Here is a 16,695-nt window from a genome sequence, read left to right as displayed (position 1 = left end):
TGATCTTCATTGAATTCTGCGCAACTGCCGGCCAGCGGCCGGCACGACCGGGCAAGGTGAACCGACCCCCCGCCCGGCGACTATGGGACAATAGGCCGCCCGCACGTCCGCGGCCGCCTCCCGATTCCGACAGAACCATGACGCAGCCTACCCGTCGCCAGTTGGCCAACGCCATCCGCTTCCTTGCCGCCGATGCGGTTGAAACCGCAAAGTCCGGCCACCCCGGCATGCCCATGGGCATGGCCGACATCGCCGAAGTCCTCTGGAACGACTATCTCCGCCATAACCCGAGCAACCCGCACTGGTTCAACCGCGACCGTTTCGTGCTGTCCAACGGCCACGGTTCGATGCTGCAGTACGCGCTGCTGCACCTGAGTGGTTACGACCTGCCGATCGAGCAGCTGAAGCTGTTCCGCCAGCTGGGTAGCCACACCGCCGGTCACCCCGAGCGCCACGAGACCCCGGGCGTGGAAACCACCACCGGCCCGCTGGGCCAGGGTTTCGCCAATGCCGTGGGCTTCGCCCTGGCCGAGAAGCTGCTGGCACAGCGCTTCAACCGCCCGGAGCTGGAAGTGGTCGACCACCGCACCTGGGTGTTCATGGGCGATGGCTGCCTGATGGAAGGCGTGTCGCATGAAGCCGCTTCGCTGGCCGGTACCTGGGGCCTGCACAAGCTGGTCTGCTTCTGGGACAACAACCACATCTCCATCGACGGCAACGTCGAGGGCTGGTTCACCGACAACACCCCGGAGCGTTTCGAGGCCTATGGCTGGAACGTGGTGCGCGATGTCGATGGCCATGACCCGGAGAGCATCAAGGCCGGCATCGAGGCCGCGCTGTCGCAGAGCGACAAGCCGACCCTGATCTGCTGCCGCACCACCATTGGCTTTGGTTCGCCGAACAAGGCGGGCAAGGAATCCAGCCACGGCGCACCGCTGGGCAAGGACGAACTGGAAGCCACCCGCAAGCAGCTGGGCTGGGAATACGGCCCGTTCGAGATCCCGCAGGCGATCTACGACGGCTGGCGCGCCAACGGCGCCGGCACGCTGCGCCAGGCCGAATGGGAACAGCTGTTCGACAAGTACGCCAGCCAGTACCCGGCTGAAGCAGCCGAACTGACCCGCCGCTCGCATGGCGAACTGCCGGCCGACTTCGTTGCCAAGGCCGATGCCTACATCGCCCAGGTGGCCGCCGAAGGCCCGACGATCGCCTCGCGCAAGGCGTCGCAGCTGGCCATCGAAGCCTACGCCCCGCTGCTGCCGGAAATCGTCGGCGGCTCGGCTGACCTGGCGCACTCCAACCTGACCCTGTGGAAGGGCAGCAAATCGGTTGCCAGCGACGACGCCAACGCCAACTACGTGTACTACGGCGTGCGCGAGTTCGGCATGACCGCCATTGCCAACGGCCTGGCCCTGCACGGTGGCTTCATTCCGTTCGACGCCACCTTCCTGGTGTTCAGCGACTACGCCCGCAACGGCGTGCGCATGAGCGCGCTGATCCCGGCCCACGCCATCCACGTCTACACCCACGACTCGATCGGCCTGGGCGAAGACGGTCCGACCCACCAGCCGGTGGAGCACCTGGCCTCGCTGCGCTACATCCCGAACAACGACGTGTGGCGTCCGTGCGATGCGGTCGAGTCGGCGGTGAGCTGGAAGGCTGCGATCACCCGCCAGGACGGCCCGAGCTGCCTGGTCTTCAGCCGCCAGAACCTGCCGCACCAGCCGCGCAACGCCGAGCAGATCGCCCAGATCGAGCGCGGTGGCTACGTGCTGGCCGATGCTGCTGGTACCCCGGACGTGATCCTGATCGCCACCGGTTCGGAAGTCTCGCTGGCCACCGAAGCCAAGGCCCAGCTGGACGCGGCCGGCCTCAAGACCCGCGTGGTCTCGATGCCGTCCACCGACGTGTTCCTGCGCCAGGATGCGGCCTACCGTGAATCGGTGCTGCCGAACGCCGTGCGCAAGCGCGTGGCGGTGGAAGCCGGCGTCACCGGTTTCTGGCGCCAGTTCGTCGGCCTGGACGGTGCCGTGATCGGTATCGACACCTTCGGTGCCTCGGCCCCGGCCGACCAGCTGTACAAGCACTTCGGCATCACCACTGCCCACGTGGTGGAAGCGGCCAAGGCGCTGTAAGCAGCTTCGCGACGTAATGAGGAAAGGCCGGCGCACGCCGGCCTTTTCTTTGCCGCAGGAAAAAGGGGACGGAGGGGATTAAGTCGTTTGTGCACATGCGACTTAATCCCCTCCGTCCCCTTTTCTCAGGCGGTGCGCGCCAGTGCCAGCCGCAGGAGGCGCGCGTCCAGACGTTCGGCGAAATCCTTCGGGGCCTGCAGGCCCATGCGCTGCAGGTACACCGCATCGCCATCGCCGGCCGGTTGCCGCAGCGCTGCCCAGACGGTACGCAGCTTGTCGCCGCGGGTCTGCGTGTTGGCCTTCAGCCAACCCAGCGCCTTCACCAGCACCTGCTCGATCTCGTTGAAGTCGCTGCCCAGCGGATAGTCCGGCAGGCTGCCGTCGGCGCGGAACGGTGCCAGTGCAGCGGCCAGTGCCTGCGGCGTGTTGCGCTGCTGGCGCTCCGGATCCGGTTGCGTGGCTGCCAGCAGCTTGCGCGAGGCCTGTGCCTGCTGCAGCAGGCCGCTCTGGAACGGGGCTTCGGTGATCGCCGTCATCGCATGCACGCAGTCCTCGTCGGTCAGGCCGCGCAGATCGGCGATGCCGTATTCGTTGAGGTAGATGTCGCGCAGGTGGCGCGGGATGGTGGTGTGCCCGTAGTTCCAGCGCACGTTGGATTCGCGCTGGCCCTTGTCATCGCGCGCCGCGCGGAACATCAAGACGCTGCGCGCTTCCGGCAGGGCATGTGCCATCGCCACGAAGTTGTACTGGCCACCCACGCCGGACACCACACGTCCGTCGTCCAGCGCATCCGACACGGCCGCGCCCAGTGCAGTGGCCATCATGCAGGAGTTGAAGAAGCGCGCATGGCGGCGTTGCAGGCGCTCCAGCGTCTCGTTGCCGCCATACAGCTGGTTGATTTCGCTGATGCGGCGCATGCCGATCGCACGGCGTTCGTCTTCCGGCAGCGTGCGCAGCCACTCGTAGAACTCCGGCGAGCCCAGGTAGAACGCGCCGTGCAGGTACTCGCCCTCGGCGGCCAGGGTGGCGTGGTCGATGGACAGCGTGCTGCCGTTCTCGATGCGCTGCATCAGCGCCAGGTCGTCGTGCACCTTGCGCTTGATCACCCCGGTCTGCACCAGCCGGCGGAAGCCTTCGTTGAGCATCTCGCTGCAGCCGTACAGGCCCACCTCGAACGGATCCAGTCCGCCGATCTCCTGCACCAGCGGGTGGCTGGCCAGGTGTGGATCCAGCGCATGCAGCACGCGGCGGTAGCGCGCGTTGTCGGTGTGGCGCAGCACCAGCGCATGGCTGAGCGCGTCGGCCAGCGTGCCGATGCCGATCTGCAGGGTGCCGCCGTCGCGCACCAGCGTGCTGGCGTACAGGCCGATCGCGTAGTCGGCATCGCCGACCGGCTGCCGCGGCAGCCCGAACAGCGCCGGATACGGCGGCGGCGGGGTGATCACCAGATCGAAGAACGACACATCGACCGTCGCCGAGCCGCCCATATAGGGCAGCTGCGGATCGATCTCGGCGATCAGCAGCGGGCGAGGCAGCCCGCGAGCGGTCATCGCATCCAGCGTGTCCTGGGTGATGTCGTTGTTGCACGACAGCGAGAGCCGGCGGTCGTTCGGCCGCATCGCCACCTTCTGCACGATCACCTGCGGCGCGCGCTGCGCCACCGCATCGGCAGCGTGGGTGTAGTTCAGGCTGGTATAGCTGGACTGCGCCTGCCGCGAGCCGAGCAGGGCGCCGGACTGCATGTAGAACTCTTCCACCTGCACATGTGCCGGCAACGCGTCGCGCGCGATCGCATCGGCATAGGCCAAGCGCGGGAAATCGTCGCCGAAATGGCGCTGCGCAAACGGCGCCATGAAGCGCGCTTCCAGGCCGTTGCCGCGCGCCTTCGGCGGGTTCAGCGACAGCGCGGTATACAGCTGCAGTGGCCGCGACGGATCGTGCTCGACGCGTGCGTAAAGGGCATTGAGCAGCCGATGCGGCTTGCCCAGTGCCAGCGGTGCCCCGATCCGCAGCGGCCCGTCCACGCGCGCAAACAACCAGTCGACGGCGGCGTCCAGGTCGGTGAGGTGTTCGGTCATGCGCGGTGGTCCTGCGTGTGGGGGAGTGCGGGCATTACAGCATGTCGGGCTTGAACCGCCGTCGACGCGAGACTTCAGCGCCACACACCATGAACTGCCCATCGCCCCGGTAATGCACCGTGCGCGGCAGCTTTGGGCGTGGTGCAACATGGGCCCGCACGATTTCCCAGATGAACAGGTTGCTCGATTCCACTTGGCTATCGTCGTAGAGGCGGCATTCGAAGCACGAATGGCATTGCCCGACCAGCGGTGCACCGACCTCGCGCGCCGGCAGCGCATCAAGCTCGAAACGGGCGAACTTGTCGACCTCGCGGCCGCTGCAGTTGCCGATGTCCACCACGGTATCGAGCAGTTCCACCCCCGGCACGTTGATCACGCACTCGCCGCTGCCGCGCGCCAGTGCATGGCTGTGGTTCTCGTGCCACAGGTAGGTGGCGACCAGCGAGGGCGAGAAGCCCATCACCATGTGCCAGCCCATCGTCATCAGGTTGCGCTGGCCGCGCCACGCCGTGCTGACCAGCACGATCGGGCCGGGTTCGAGGAAGCGGCGGGCCTGCTCGACCGGGAAATCCTTCTTGGGCAGCGCTTTCATCCGGGGCCAGGGGCGGGAGGAACCGATGCTGGCGCAGCCGGGATGAACCTGGAGTCGAGGGGCTTGACATGAGGTTCGATTACGCGCGTAATCAAATCGTCGATTACGGATGTAAACCATGACCCCGATCAGCGAAGCCGAAGCCGTCGTGATGGAGGTGCTGTGGCAGCAGGCACCGCGTAGCGCCGATGACGTGGTGGCCGCGCTGGCCCATCGTGACTGGGCCGAGCCGACCATCAAGACCCTGCTCAACCGCCTGCTGACCAAGGGGGCGATCGCCGCCGAGCGCGATGGACGGCGCTACCTGTACCGGCCGCTGCTGCAGCGACAGGCGTGGGTGGAGGCGCAGAGCCAGGACTTCATCGGCCGTGTCTTCGAAGGGCGTGTGGCGCCGCTGGTCGCGCACTTCAGCGAACGGGGCCAGCTGAGTGCGCAGGACATCGCCGAACTGAAGAAGCTGATCCAGGAGCTGGACCATGACTGAGCTGCTCGACGGACTGTGGCAGGCCAGCCTGTGGCTGGCAGTGGGCGTGGTCCTGCTGGCGGTGCTGCGACCGCTGCTCGTGCGGTTGGGGGGCGCTGGGCTGGCCTACCGCAGCTGGTGGCTGCTGCCGCTGCTGCTGCTGGCCCTGCTGCTGCCGCTGCCACAGGTGGCACTTCTGGAGCATGTGCCGACGCTGCCGCTGAAAGTGGTACCCGGCGCCGTCGAAGGCATGGCAGGGCAGTCGTTGCCGTGGGCCGGGCTGTTGCTGCTGGCATGGATGCTGGGGGCGGTCCTTTGTCTGCTACGCGATCTACGTGCGCAGCGGCGCTTTGAACGTGGCATGGGCCAACTGTGTGCACGCGCCGATGGCAGCTGGCAGGCCAGCGCCGACCCGGGCCTGCCCGCGCTGGTCGGCCTGTGGCGTCCGCGCATCGTGGTAGGCCCGGACTTCGACCAGCAGTTCACCGCACAGGAGCAGGGCCTGATCCTGCAGCACGAGCGCAGCCACCGTCGCAATGGCGATCACTGGGCCAATGGGGCGCTGCTGATGGCACGCGCGGTGTTCTGGTTCCATCCGCTTCTGCCATGGGCTGCACGCCGCTTCCTGCGGGACCAGGAACTGGCCTGCGATGCCCGCACCATTGCCCCGCAGCCTGCGCTGCGCGGTCTCTACGCCAGCACGCTGCTGAAGGCGCAGCTGGTCCATCCGGTTGCGCCAGCGGTCTGCCATTGGCGCAGCCAACCCGTGTTGAAGGAGCGTATCGCCATGTTGAAGCAGTCCAAGCGGAAGGCATTGCCGTGGGTGTCGGGGCAAGTTCTGGTGGTCGGGTTGTGTCTGGGAATGGGAGCGGTGGCGTGGGCCAGCCAGGGCGGTGCAGCCGCAGACGGCCAGACAGGGGCCGCCATGGATCGGGAGATAGAGGTCGACAAGATGCCGCCACCGTCCTATCCGAAGTCCGCCATCGAACAGCGCCAGGTGGGCGTGGTGAACCTGCGCGTGGACGTGGATGCCAACGGCCATCCGACTGACGTCCAGGTGCTCAGTGCAAGCAATCCGGGTGTGTTCGATGCGGTGTCGATCGCCGCTGCGCGGAGCTGGACCTATCGTCCGGCGATAAAGAACGGAAAGCCCGTTGCAGGGGCTGTGAAGATTCCGATCACCTATGCCATGGACAACACCGAGGACTCCCAGTGAAGTCCGCGCCGCTGTTGATGATGGCGGCGCTGTTGGCAGGGTGCGCGACCCAGGATCGCCTGACCACCGTTGATACCCGCAGCGAGAATGTCGGCCATCAGCGCCTGCAGCCGCAGACCGGTGGCGGCAGTGGGCAGCTGCAGGCCTATTCGCTGGGCGCGAGCGAGGGCTACCGGATGCCGCAGTTGTACGCGGCGCCGGATCCGGAGGTCGGTGATCGTGACCCGCGTGCGGAGCTGGCACCGACCACCATCTGCCTGCAGGTGGTGGTTGATGCACAGGGCAGTGTCGAACGCAGCGTGCCGCTGAACGATCGCCCGGAGTGCGCGGCAGGTGCTGCAGGCGAGAATGCGCCCCTGCTGCAGGCGGCGCAGGAAGCCGTGGCGATGTGGAAGTACTCGTCCGCAGCGGTCTGCCACTTCGCGGCTGGCAAGGTGCCTGCCGACCGTGGCGACTGTCGCGGCGCCGAGCGCATCGAGCCGGTGGCGGTCACCCTGCAGTATGCCTTCACCTTCGAGATCGTGAAGGGACAGCACGTGGTGCGTACGCAGGGAAAATGACCGCTTGCGATGACCGGGGCAGCGCCGGGCCATGCCCGGCGAGCGCAGCGGCGTGGGTCAGGCCCCGCCCTGGATGTTGGCCTTCACCGCGGGCTGCATCAGCTTGGGTTCTTCCAGCGTCGCATCGCGTGCCTGGCGCACGCTGACGAACACCGCCTCGGCCACGCCGTCATGCACGTGGATGTTGTGTGCGCGCTGTTCGCCGATGGTGGTTTCGTTGGCGAATGCACGACCACCCGGACCGTAGTCGTGGCAGACGAACACGCGCGTCGCATCGGGCAGCGCCAGCAGGCGCTGGATTGAACGGTACAACTGCGCGGCATCGCCACCCGGGAAGTCGCAGCGGGCGGTACCGCCGTCGGGCATGAACAGCGAGTCACCGGTGAACAGCGCATCGTCGATCAGGTAGGCGATGCTGTCGCTGGTATGGCCGGGCACGGCGATCACCTGACAGCGCAGTTCGCCCAGAGCAAAGGTTTCGCCATCGCTGAACAGGTGATCGAAGATGTCATCGGCCGCAGGAAGCTGCAGGCCGTAGCGCGGTGCGAAGGTGGCCTGCACCGCGCGGATGCCTTCGCCGATGGCCAGCGTGGCCTGCGGGAAGCGCTCCTTCAGGCGGCGCCCAGCTGACACATGGTCGGCGTGGGCATGGGTTTCCAGCAGCCAGCGCAGCTGCAGGCCCTGTTGTTCGATGGCCTGCAACGCGGCATGCAGCGGCGCTTCACTGCTGGCATCGGTATCCGGGTCGTAGTCCAGGACCGGGTCGATCAGCGCTGCCTCGCCGCTGGCCGGATCACTGACCAGATAGCTGAAGGTATTGCTGTCACGGTGGAAGAACGACTGCACCTGGACTGACATTGGAACGCTCCTCAGCGCGTGCCGAGCACGCGGTTCAGCAACTGCGCCAGGTTCTCACCGGCCAGTCGCAGCTGCGCTTCGGCCAGCGGCCGGTAGCGCTCGGTGTATTCGTCACCGATTTTACGCGAGGCCGGATAAACGCCAGCTTGCATGGAGATGCGGCAGCTGGCTTCGGCCCACGTCTGCGGGTCGCGCTGCGGGTTGGACTGGCGCGCCAGCTTCGGCGCGCGCTGGCTCTGCAGCAGCGGGAGATAGCCGGCGTCGTCCAGCTTGCGGGTGTTGAGCATGCCGCTGTCCCACAGCGAGTGCAGGTTGGTACCGCGGTTGCCGAACTGCAGCTGGAAGTCGTTGCCGCCCTTGTCGTGGGCGTAACCGGCATGCATCGGCTGATGGATGTCGCCGACCAGGTGCACGACGAACTTCAGCGCCTGCAGGCGCTCGCCGTCGGTCAGGCTTCGGTCGCCGAGGATGGCGCTCTGTGCCTTCAGGGCCTCGACGATGCAGTTGCCGTTCTTGCAGTGCTTCGGTGCTTCGTAGTGGCAGTTGTCTTCGGCGATGTTGACGTAGTGCCAGCCGGCCGAGCGACGGCCCAGGCCCGGGTCTTTGGCGCGCAGCTGGTCGGCCCACGGCGCGATGCTGGCCAGCGTGGCATCCGGTTCGGTGGCCAGCAGGCGGTCCACTTCGGCGCGGGCGGTGGGGTTGAGGCGGGCGTCGGCGACTTCGGCGACCAGACGGTGGCCTTGCGCGCCCCAGGCATGGGCGGGGGCGGAGACGGACAGCAGGGCCGGCGCCAGGGCGGCGGCGAGGAAGAAGGAGTGCAGGGCTTTCATGCGCACATTCTAGCGGGGGCAGGTGGATTGAAGAGCGGCGCGTTCCTGTTCCGAAGTGGGAGCGCAGCGGGAGGGGCGGCGGGACACGCCGTAAACCCATCCATGAAGTGACCCCCGAGACTTGGACAGGGTCAGGCGGCCGATTGGGCCTGCTCCCGGTACTTTATCGGGCTCAGACCTTTCAGTTTCAGTTTGATGCGCTCTTCGTTGTAGTACTGGATGTATTCCACCAGCCCAGCCTCCAGACTCTCGAGGCTGTCAAAGCTGTTCAGGTAGAAGAACTCCGACTTCAGCGTTCCAAAGAAGCTCTCCATCGCCGCATTGTCCAGGCAGTTGCCGCGCCGGGACATGCTTTGCTTCAACGAGTGCTTTTCCAGCATATGCCGGTAGTTTTCATGCTGGTACTGCCAGCCCTGGTCGGAGTGGATCATCGGGCGCTCATCCGGGGAAAGCTTCTTGATGGCCTCCTCCAGCATTTGACCCACCAGATCAAATACGGGCCGACGCTTGATCTGATAAGCCACGATTTCGCCGTTGTAGAGGTCCATGATCGGCGACAGGTACAGCTTCATGCCCTGCACCTTGAACTCGGTCACGTCAGTCACCCACTTCTGGTTGGGCCGCTCGGCATGGAACTGGCGATTGAGGTCATTGCCAACCACAACATTGGCCGCCCCCTTGAAGGCCTGGTAGCGCTTCACACGCACCCGCGATTTCAGTCCCATCTCCCCCATCAGGCGCTGAACCCGCTTGTGATTGGTCCGATGACCCTGATTGGCTAATTCCAGCGTCACCGTGCGATAGCCATAGCGCCCTTGGCTTTGATCGTAGATTGCACGGATGCGCTCGCACAGGGCTGCCTCATCCTGATCCGGATGGGCCAGGACATGGTTCTGGTAATAGAACGTACTGCGTGACAGCTCAGCTGCTTCGAGCAGAAGCGACAGCGTATGAACCTGCCTCAATCCTTGGACGGCTTGCGCTTTGCGTCCTGCGCCGCCTGCTCTTCCCGGATCAAGGCATCGAGTTTTTTTAGGTAGTCGGTCTCCGCACGCAGATAGGCGACTTCCTTGAGCAGCTCATCGCGGCTCATATCCTCAGGTGGCTTGGACGAACGGGTCTTTTTCATCGCCAATTTGAAAGTAGGTGGTGGCCTCCCGCCCGGACAAGCCGTCCTGGCTCATCTTCTCCAGGACAGCCAGTTTGAACGGGAGGTCATAGGACCGGGCCTGGCGATGAAATCCCCGCCTACCATGCAGCCGATAGGTCGCCACCCAGCGCCTGACCGTGGAGAACTCCAGGCCGTGGCGACGGGCAATGGCTTTGACCGATGTGGAGGTCTTGCAGGCCTCTTTGGCGACCTGCAGTTTGAAACGCGCGTCGTATTTGTTCATGTATCCCTCGGGGTTGGATCTGGTGTCCAACTCCCGGGGGTCACTTCACCATGGGGGCTCGATGGCGCCATCCATGGCACCAACGGTCCCGCCGCCCCTCCCGCTGCGCTCCCCTCCAAACATGGCCGCGGAGGCGGATGCAAACGTCAAAGGCAACATCAAAAACAAATGCAGGATCAAAATCGGCCTCCTGCAATTACAGGCAACCACTACGCCTCGGATGTTCAGGTTCTGCTTCTGCTCTTGCCTTTGCTTGAGCTGGCACGCGCGCGCAGATGGGAAGGGTGGAGAGGGTGGGGTGATCGGGACCGTTCGCCGCATGGATGCGGCGATCGAGCCTACAGGGACGTATTTACGGCGTGTCCCGATCACCCCACCCTCTCCGCCCAATTCCAGATGCCGGTGCTTTTCGCGCAAACAAAAAAAGCCCCGGCAATCACCGGGGCAACATGCTGCGAGGGTTTTGCGTGTAGCGGGGGAGCGGGGGCGAAGCCCCCGCGCTCAACACACCGCTTTAGAACTTGAAGACGTACGAAGCGCCGTAGACCAGCGGATCGATGTTGACCGTGCCGATCTTCTCGCCATTCAACTTCACCTTGCTGTCGATGTCGATCCAGCGCATGTCCACGCGCAGTGCGCCCTTCTCGCCGATCGCGAAGTCCACGCCCGCATGCGCGGCCAGGCCCCACGAATCCTGCAGCTTCAGGCGGCTGTCCTTCAGCGCACCGGTGGTGTCTTCGCTGAAGAAGGTCGTGTAGTTCACGCCCGCACCGATGAACGGCGACACCTTGCCCTTGCTGTTGAAGTGGTACTGCACGGTCACCACCGGCGGCAGCTGCTTGGTGCTGCCCACGCGGCCCAGGCCGTTGATGTTGATGTCGTGCTTGAACGGCAGCGCGGCCAGCACTTCGATGCCCAGGTTGTCAGCGATGAAGTACTCACCGGTGATGGTCGGCTTGACGTCGTTGTCGACGTCGACCTTCAGGGTGTGGTTGGCCAGCCAGCCGTTGTTCGACTTCGGGGCCACCTGGTGCACGCCGGCGGAGAGGGTCCAGTCGCCCTTGGACTGGGCCATGGCCGGGGCGGCGGCGAGGGACAGGGCGGCGGCCAGGCTGGCCACGATCAGGGGGGAGGTCTTGCGCATGGGGGTGATCTCATTGCTGGGTGGATGCAGCCAGTCTCGGCCTCACATCGCGCTAACGCTTTGATCCGGATCAAATCCTGTCCGCCGGCCTGCTGCCTGCCGGGGCTGGCCGGCGGTGGCCAGCCCCGGTTTGCTAGACTTGTGGGCCCTATCCATCCCGCCGCACCCGTCGCGGCCGCAGGAGCTTGAGAACATGGCAATCAAGGTTGGTATCAACGGTTTCGGTCGCATCGGGCGTAACGTCCTGCGCTCGGCGGTGCTGAACTTCGGCGACGACATCGAAATCGTGGCCATCAACGATCTGCTGGAGCCGGACTATCTGGCGTACATGCTCAAGTACGACTCCGTGCACGGCCGTTTCAAGGCTGACGTGGCGGTGCAGGGCAACGACCTGCTGGTCAACGGCAAGAAGATCCGCCTGACCCAGGAACGCGACCCGGCCAACCTGAAGTGGAACGAAGTGGACGTGGACGTGGTGATCGAATCCACCGGCCTGTTCCTGACCAAGGAAACCGCGCAGAAGCACATCGATGCCGGCGCCAAGAAGGTCATCATGTCGGCCCCGTCGAAGGACGACACGCCGATGTTCGTCTACGGCGTGAACGACAAGACCTACGCCGGCCAGGCAATCGTCTCCAACGCGTCGTGCACCACCAACTGCCTGGCCCCGCTGGCCAAGGTCATCAACGACAAGTGGGGCATCAAGCGTGGCCTGATGACCACCGTGCATGCGGCTACCGCTACCCAGAAGACCGTCGATGGCCCGTCCAACAAGGATTGGCGTGGTGGCCGCGGCATCCTGGAGAACATCATTCCGTCGTCCACCGGTGCGGCCAAGGCCGTCGGCGTGGTCATCCCGGAACTGAACAAGAAGCTGACCGGCATGAGCTTCCGTGTCCCGACCTCGGACGTGTCGGTGGTCGACCTGACCGTCGAGCTGGAAAAGGAAGCCACCTACGCCGAGATCTGCGCGGAAGTGAAGGCACAGAGCGAAGGCCCGCTGAAGGGCATCCTGGGCTACACCGAAGACAAGGTCGTGGCCACCGATTTCCGCGGCGAGACCTGCACCTCGGTGTTCGACGCCGAAGCCGGCATCGCCCTGGACGGCACCTTCGTCAAGCTGGTCACCTGGTACGACAACGAGTGGGGCTACTCGAACAAGTGCCTGGAAATGGCCAAGGTCGTCGCCGCCAAGTAAGGCCGGCCAAGATCGCGCACGGACCCCGGCCTGGCCGGGGTTCGTCGTTTATGGGGCCAGCCCTGTCGTAGCATGGGGCGGTCGACCGCTGCCGCTGGGGCGCGGGATTGCAATGGAAGCATGCAATGGAAGCATTGATAGCCCTGGTGGTACTGGTTCTGCTGGCCATCCCGCTGCTGCTGGTGGTGGCGCTGGTGATGATTGCCGGCCTGCGCCGCCGAGTGGCCGCGCTGGAAGGTGCCTTGGCCGCCGCGCCGGCCGCCCGCCCGGCTGCAGCCGAGCCTGCGCCGGAACGGGCTGCGCCCATGCCTGCGGCTGGCGCCGATCCGCCGTTCCTGCGGCCGGTGGCGGCTGCCGCGCCGCCTCCCCCCAGCCAATGCCGCCGCCGGTGCACGAACCGGTGCCTGCGGCAGTGGAGGCGCCGCGCCCGGTCACGCCACCGCCGGTGCCACCCGTGCCAGTGCAGCCGCCGTTGCCTTCCGAACCGACGCTGCCGAACTTCATCGAGCGCGGCATCGGAGCGGTCAAGCGCTGGTTCACCGAGGGCAACGTGCCGGTCAAGATCGGCATGCTGGTGCTGCTGGCCGGTGTTGCCGCGCTGTTGAAGTACGTCAGTGACCAGGGCTGGCTGGTGCTGCCGATCGAGCTGCGCCTGGCCGGTGTCACCGTGGGTGCGCTGGGCCTGCTGGCGTTCGGTTGGCATCAGCGCGAGCGCCGGCGCTTGTTCGCACTGGCGCTGCAGGGCGGTGCCATCGGCGTGCTGCTGCTGACCATCTTCGCCGCGTTCAAGCGGTTCGAGCTGCTCAACCCCGGGTTTGCCTTCGCCAGTTCGATCGCGCTGGTGGCCGGGCTGTGCGTGCTGGCGGTGGTGCAGAACTCGCGCACGCTGGCGGTGCTGGGCATCCTCGCAGGCTTCATGGCACCGCTGTGGCTGTCCACCGGCAGCGGCAACCACGTGGGGTTGTTCAGCTACTACGCGCTGCTCAACGCCGGCATCTTCGCCATTGCCTGGTTCCGGCCGTGGCGCGCGCTGAACCTGCTGGGCTTCGCCTTCACCTTCGGTATCGGTACGTTCTGGGGCGTGCTGCAGTACGCGCCGGACAAGTTCAGCAGCACCGAGCCGTTCCTGCTGCTGTTCTTCGCCTTCTACCTGCTGATCCCGCTGCTGTACGCACGCCGGCAGCCCGCCGGGCGGCGTGACCTGGTCGACGGCAGCCTGGTGTTCGGTACTCCCTTGGTCGCCTTCTCGCTGCAGGCCGGCATGCTGCACGAGCAGCCGATGACGCTGGCGCTGTGCGCACTGGGTCTGGCGGCGATCTACGCCGTACTGGCGCGGGCACTGATTGCGCGCGCGTCGTACACCGTGCTGGCGCAGTCGCATGCGGTGCTGGCGGTGGGCTTCGCCACGCTGGCGGTGCCGCTGGCCTTGTCGGCGCGTGCCACCGGCGCGGTGTTCGCGCTGGAAGGTGCAGGCCTGGCCTGGCTGGGCCTGCGCCAGAAACGTTGGCTGCCGCAGGTGTCCGGTGCGTTGTTGCAGATGGGCGCAGCGTTCGCTTTCGTGGCCGGTGGCGATCACTGGCATGAGGACCTGCGCTTCCTGCTCAACCCGACCGCGATCGGTGCACTGCTGCTGGCCGTTGCCGGCTTCGCGTCGGCCTGGAGCTACCAGCGCTGGCAGCGCCACGAGATTGCCCTGGTCTACTACCTGTGGGGCCTGCTGTGGTGGCTGGGTGGCCTGGTGCACGAGATCACCCGGTTCTTCCCGTACCGCACCGAAGTGGATGCACTGCTGGTGCTGGCTGCCGTTACCGCATGGCTGGCCGCCGAAGTACAGCGGCGCCAGCCGGCGCGTGCGCTGGGGGTGACCGCACTCGCGATGCTGGCGCTGGGCTTCCCACTGGCGCTGATACAGAGCGACGCGCACCATCAGCCGTTCGCCGGCTACGGCGCGCTGGCCTGGGCAGTGTTCGCGGTGCTGGGCGTGCGCACGCTGCTGTGCCTGCGCCAAGGCGGCAATACCGTGGCACGCATCGCGCAGTTCCTGTGGTGGCTGCTGTGGCCGTCGCTGCTTTCGCTGCTGGCTCTGTGGGGCGGTGGCGAGGCCGATCTGGCACAGGGCTGGACGACGCTGCTGGTGACCCTGCCGTGGCTGCTGATGGCGGCGCTGTCGCTGTGGCGCTGGAATGCGCTGCGCTGGCCGCTGGGTGAAGCGTTCGATCGCGTGCGCCAGCCGCTGCAGTGCGTGCTGTTCGGCCTGTTGTCGATCGGCTGGCTGTCCGGCCAGCTGCTGCCGGGCGATGCCGCGCCGCTGCTGTGGCTGCCGGTGTTGAATCCGGCGGAGATCGGGCAGTGGCTGAGCCTGCTGCTGCTGGCGCGTTGGCTGTACAGCGATCAGGCGCCGCAGGCGCTGTTGGGTATCCGCATGCCGCTGCTGTCATTGGCAACCTTCGTCGCGTTGACCAGCGTTGTGCTGCATGGCGTGCATCAGTGGGGCGGCCTGTCGTGGAACGCGTCGATGATGCGCTTCAGCCTGGCGCAGACCAGCCTGACCGTGCTGTGGAGCGTGCTCGGCGTGATTGCCTGGGTGTGGGGCTCGCGCCGCGGCCAGCGCGTGTTGTGGATGGTCGGTGCGGTGCTGATGGGCGTGGTGCTGGCCAAGCTGGTCATCGTCGATCGCCAGCACCTGGGCAACCTGCTGGGCATCGCATCGTTCATCGCCTACGGCCTGCTGTGCACGGTCGTGGGTTATCTGGCACCGGCACCGCCGAGCGCGGCGCCGACCGTGGAGGAAAAACAATGAAGACGTGGAGCAGGGCGCTGCTGCCGGCGATGTTCGGCATGCTGGCCGCCGTCACCGCACAGGCCGCCGATTACCGTACCCAGTACGCCGAGCAGTGGCCGCTGACGTTGTCCAGCGCACAATCGGGTGCCTACCGTGTCGTGCTGGAACCGGCGATCTACCGTCGCGCCGGTAGTGCGGACCTGGGCGATGTGCAGGTGTTCAATGCCGCCGGCCAATCGTTGCCGTCGGCATTGCTGGCGCCGGACCAGCCGCTGGCAAAGCCGCCGGTGCAGCGTGAGCTGCCGTGGTTCGCGTTGCCGCCGCTGGCCGAAGCGCAGCGCAACGACCTGCAGTTGCTGACCGAGCGCGATACCGATGGCCGCGTACGCCGGGTCGAGGCGCGTGTGGGTGGTGGTGCGGTAGCGAACGGGCAGGGCGGTTGGCTGATCGATGCCAGCGTGCTCGGCCAGCAACCATTGGCGGCACTGGTGCTGGATTGGGCGGACAGTGGCCAGCCGTTGCAGGCACAGGTGCAGCTGGACGTCAGCGACGACCTGCAGCACTGGCGTGCGATTGGCCGCGACATTCCGCTGGTGGATCTGCAGCGCGCCGGCAAGCGCCTGCTGCAGCGCCGTCTGCAGGTGGATGGTGAAGCGCGCTATCTGCGTGTGCTGGCGCAGGGCGATGCCCGTCTGCCAACGTTGCGCAGCGTACTGGCCGAGCTGCCACCGGCACCGGCCACACTGCCGTGGGAGTGGTTGTCGCTGGAACCGACCTCGAAGCGCAAGGGCGAATACACCTTCGAGATGGATGGCCGCTTCCCGGCGGCGCGCGCTGACGTGGCCAGCACCGACAACAGCCTGGTGCAGTGGACATTGTTCAGCCGCGATGACGAGAGCGCGGAATGGCAGCGCCGTAGTGCACCGTGGATTGCCTATCAGCTGCAGCAGGGCGCGCAGGGCCAGCGTCAGCAATCGGCCGCGCAGCCGCTGGGCGGCGTGCATCGGGATCGTTACTGGAAGCTGGTAGCGAATCCGGCTGAAACGGCAACGGCTCCAACCCTGCGTCTGGGTTATCAGCCGGAAGTGCTGGTGTTCCTGAGCCAGGGCGCGGCGCCGTATGCGCTGGCGGTGGGCAGCTCGACTGCGCGCCGGATGGAGGCGCCGATCGGTGTGCTGATCGAGGAGCTGCGGCAGCGCAATGATCCGTCGTGGCAGCCGACGCTGGCGCGCCTGGAGGGCAGCCCGGAGCCGCTGGCCGGTGAGTCGGCACTGAAGCCGCAGCACGACTGGAAGTCGTGGCTGCTGTGGGCGTTGCTGGGGCTGGGTGTGTTGGTTGTTGGCGGCCTGGCGGTCAGCCTGCTTCGGCAGAAGCCGGCGCCTTCGGCGTAGGTTCCGGCGAACGGCGCAGCCCCTCGTGGGTGGGGTTTGTCGTGCAAAGCAAAA

At 66.2% G+C, this 16,695-nt stretch carries 11 protein-coding genes and 2 pseudogenes; 7 read left to right on the top strand and 6 right to left on the bottom strand.

The window, feature by feature from the left end:
- The first annotated feature begins 137 nt into the window (after nucleotides 1-137).
- A complete protein-coding gene (tkt, locus tag ACZK3W_RS17720; protein ID WP_071229620.1) occupies nucleotides 138-2,135 on the top strand; it encodes a transketolase in 1,998 nt (665 codons plus the stop codon).
- A 125-nt stretch (nucleotides 2,136-2,260) separates the two neighbouring features.
- On the opposite strand, the gene ACZK3W_RS17715 is transcribed toward tkt, so the two are convergent.
- Both ACZK3W_RS17715 and ACZK3W_RS17710 read right to left on the bottom strand, forming a co-directional pair.
- Complete coding sequence (locus ACZK3W_RS17715) at nucleotides 2,261-4,213, bottom strand: acetyl-CoA hydrolase/transferase C-terminal domain-containing protein (RefSeq protein WP_478450132.1); 1,953 nt, start codon at nucleotides 4,211-4,213, stop codon at nucleotides 2,261-2,263.
- Between the two features lie 34 nt (nucleotides 4,214-4,247).
- Nucleotides 4,248-4,805, bottom strand: coding sequence for a flavin reductase (locus ACZK3W_RS17710; RefSeq protein ID WP_197616817.1), 558 nt, complete (start codon nucleotides 4,803-4,805; stop codon nucleotides 4,248-4,250).
- Nucleotides 4,806-4,923: 118 nt separating this feature from the next.
- On the opposite strand from ACZK3W_RS17710, the gene ACZK3W_RS17705 reads away from it, so the two are divergent.
- Genes ACZK3W_RS17705 through ACZK3W_RS17695 form a run of 3 tightly spaced genes read left to right on the top strand, consistent with a single transcriptional unit; the run spans nucleotide 4,924 to nucleotide 7,044 of the window.
- Nucleotides 4,924-5,289, top strand: coding sequence for a BlaI/MecI/CopY family transcriptional regulator (locus tag ACZK3W_RS17705; RefSeq protein ID WP_010484077.1), 366 nt, complete (start codon nucleotides 4,924-4,926; stop codon nucleotides 5,287-5,289).
- Complete coding sequence (locus ACZK3W_RS17700) at nucleotides 5,282-6,484, top strand: TonB family protein (RefSeq protein WP_197616819.1); 1,203 nt, start codon at nucleotides 5,282-5,284, stop codon at nucleotides 6,482-6,484. Before ACZK3W_RS17705 ends, ACZK3W_RS17700 begins: the two co-directional genes overlap by 8 nt.
- A complete protein-coding gene (locus tag ACZK3W_RS17695; RefSeq protein ID WP_197616821.1) occupies nucleotides 6,481-7,044 on the top strand; it encodes a hypothetical protein in 564 nt (187 codons plus the stop codon). The genes ACZK3W_RS17700 and ACZK3W_RS17695 overlap by 4 nt, the downstream gene beginning before the upstream one ends.
- A gap of 57 nt (nucleotides 7,045-7,101) precedes the next feature.
- Here the strand turns inward: ACZK3W_RS17695 and ACZK3W_RS17690 are convergent, their stop codons facing one another.
- The 4 genes and pseudogenes from ACZK3W_RS17690 to ACZK3W_RS17675 form a co-directional block, all read right to left on the bottom strand.
- The gene (locus ACZK3W_RS17690) at nucleotides 7,102-7,902 is read right to left on the bottom strand and encodes an MBL fold metallo-hydrolase (protein WP_197616823.1); all 801 of its coding nucleotides are present in this window, start codon (nucleotides 7,900-7,902) and stop codon (nucleotides 7,102-7,104) included.
- Between the two features lie 11 nt (nucleotides 7,903-7,913).
- Nucleotides 7,914-8,732 (bottom strand): S1/P1 nuclease, encoded by an 819-nt coding sequence (locus ACZK3W_RS17685; RefSeq protein ID WP_197616825.1) that lies wholly within the window; start codon nucleotides 8,730-8,732, stop codon nucleotides 7,914-7,916.
- Nucleotides 8,733-8,863: 131 nt separating this feature from the next.
- A pseudogene (locus ACZK3W_RS17680) lies at nucleotides 8,864-10,126 on the bottom strand (IS3 family transposase).
- Between the two features lie 514 nt (nucleotides 10,127-10,640).
- The gene (locus ACZK3W_RS17675; RefSeq protein WP_019338734.1) at nucleotides 10,641-11,270 is read right to left on the bottom strand and encodes an OmpW/AlkL family protein; all 630 of its coding nucleotides are present in this window, start codon (nucleotides 11,268-11,270) and stop codon (nucleotides 10,641-10,643) included.
- Nucleotides 11,271-11,463: 193 nt separating this feature from the next.
- Between ACZK3W_RS17675 and gap the strand changes: the two genes are divergently transcribed.
- From gap to ACZK3W_RS17660, 3 genes and pseudogenes are all read left to right on the top strand, one after another.
- Nucleotides 11,464-12,468, top strand: coding sequence for a type I glyceraldehyde-3-phosphate dehydrogenase (gap, locus tag ACZK3W_RS17670; protein WP_032127866.1), 1,005 nt, complete (start codon nucleotides 11,464-11,466; stop codon nucleotides 12,466-12,468).
- Between the two features lie 125 nt (nucleotides 12,469-12,593).
- Nucleotides 12,594-15,268: pseudogene (locus ACZK3W_RS17665) on the top strand (DUF2339 domain-containing protein).
- Nucleotides 15,265-16,641, top strand: coding sequence for a DUF3999 family protein (locus tag ACZK3W_RS17660; RefSeq protein WP_197617426.1), 1,377 nt, complete (start codon nucleotides 15,265-15,267; stop codon nucleotides 16,639-16,641). Before ACZK3W_RS17665 ends, ACZK3W_RS17660 begins: the two are co-directional and overlap by 4 nt.
- Nucleotides 16,642-16,695 lie beyond the last annotated feature (54 nt).

The sequence above is a fragment of the Stenotrophomonas sp. 80084_Sma genome (genome assembly GCF_056481995.1).
The sequence above is the reverse complement of the archived record's forward strand: the minus strand, read 5'-3'. Positions and strand labels throughout refer to the sequence as shown.

Coding starts and splice junctions, on each gene's coding strand:
- tkt (WP_071229620.1), top strand. CDS start 138: ATGACGCAGCCTACCCGTCGCCAGTTGGCCAACGCCATCCGCTTCCTT.
- ACZK3W_RS17715 (WP_478450132.1), bottom strand. CDS start 4,213: ATGACCGAACACCTCACCGACCTGGACGCCGCCGTCGACTGGTTGTTT.
- ACZK3W_RS17710 (WP_197616817.1), bottom strand. CDS start 4,805: ATGAAAGCGCTGCCCAAGAAGGATTTCCCGGTCGAGCAGGCCCGCCGC.
- ACZK3W_RS17705 (WP_010484077.1), top strand. CDS start 4,924: ATGACCCCGATCAGCGAAGCCGAAGCCGTCGTGATGGAGGTGCTGTGG.
- ACZK3W_RS17700 (WP_197616819.1), top strand. CDS start 5,282: ATGACTGAGCTGCTCGACGGACTGTGGCAGGCCAGCCTGTGGCTGGCA.
- ACZK3W_RS17690 (WP_197616823.1), bottom strand. CDS start 7,902: ATGTCAGTCCAGGTGCAGTCGTTCTTCCACCGTGACAGCAATACCTTC.
- ACZK3W_RS17685 (WP_197616825.1), bottom strand. CDS start 8,732: ATGAAAGCCCTGCACTCCTTCTTCCTCGCCGCCGCCCTGGCGCCGGCC.
- ACZK3W_RS17675 (WP_019338734.1), bottom strand. CDS start 11,270: ATGCGCAAGACCTCCCCCCTGATCGTGGCCAGCCTGGCCGCCGCCCTG.
- gap (WP_032127866.1), top strand. CDS start 11,464: ATGGCAATCAAGGTTGGTATCAACGGTTTCGGTCGCATCGGGCGTAAC.
- ACZK3W_RS17660 (WP_197617426.1), top strand. CDS start 15,265: ATGAAGACGTGGAGCAGGGCGCTGCTGCCGGCGATGTTCGGCATGCTG.